The organism is Sphingomonas sp. SRS2 (assembly GCF_000971055.1).
In the GTDB taxonomy this organism is placed as follows: Bacteria; Pseudomonadota; Alphaproteobacteria; order Sphingomonadales; family Sphingomonadaceae; genus Rhizorhabdus.
Genome location: NZ_LARW01000017.1, coordinates 1 through 1,021, shown reverse-complemented (window position 1 = coordinate 1,021; position 1,021 = coordinate 1). Strand labels below are relative to the sequence as shown.

1 protein-coding gene is annotated in these 1,021 nt (G+C 66.0%); it reads left to right on the top strand.

Annotated features, from left to right (window positions below; genetic code table 11):
• Positions 1-2 precede the first annotated feature (2 nt).
• Positions 3-1,021: S-(hydroxymethyl)glutathione dehydrogenase/class III alcohol dehydrogenase (locus WP12_RS00090; protein ID WP_046191738.1), on the top strand; the 1,019-nt coding region annotated here is incomplete at its 3' end.

The following is a 1,021-nucleotide window of genomic DNA, read 5'->3' as shown; positions in this document are numbered from 1 at the left end:
CGATGAAGACCCGTGCCGCAGTCGCGTTTGAGGCGAAGAAGCCTTTGGAGATCGTGGAGCTGGACCTTGAGGGTCCGAAGGCGGGCGAGGTCCTGGTCGAGATCATGGCGACCGGCATCTGCCACACCGACGCCTATACGCTCGACGGCTTCGACAGCGAGGGGATCTTCCCCTCGGTGCTGGGACATGAGGGCGCGGGGGTGGTGCGCGAGGTCGGCCCCGGGGTGACCTCGGTCAAGCCGGGCGACCATGTCATCCCGCTCTACACCCCCGAATGCCGGCAGTGCAAAAGCTGCCTGAGCGGCAAGACCAACCTGTGCACCGCGATCCGCGCCACCCAGGGCAAGGGGCTGATGCCCGACGGCACGAGCCGGTTCAGCTACAAGGGCCGGACGATCTTCCATTATATGGGCTGCTCGACCTTTTCGAACTTCACGGTGCTGCCCGAGATCGCGGTGGCGAAGATCCGCGAGGACGCGCCGTTCCAGTCGAGCTGCTATATCGGCTGCGGCGTCACCACCGGCATCGGCGCGGTGGTCAACACCGCCAAGGTTCAGGTCGGCGACAACGTCGTCGTCTTCGGGCTGGGCGGGATCGGCCTGAACGTGCTGCAGGGTGCGCGGCTGGCGGGTGCGAACAAGATCATCGGCGTCGACATCAATCCCGACCGTGAGGAATGGGGCCGCAAGTTCGGGATGACCGACTTCCTCAACAGCAAGGGGATGAGCCGCGAGGAGGTGGTGGCGCAGATCGTGCTGCTGACCGATGGCGGGGCGGACTATACGTTCGACGCGACCGGCAACACCGAGGTGATGCGCACCGCGCTAGAAGCGTGCCACCGCGGCTGGGGCACCAGCATCATCATAGGCGTGGCCGAGGCGGGCAAGGAGATCGCGACCCGTCCGTTCCAGCTGGTGACCGGCCGCAACTGGCGCGGCACCGCGTTCGGCGGAGCCAAGGGCCGCACCGACGTGCCGAAGATCGTCGACATGTACATGACCGGCAAGATCGAGATCGACCC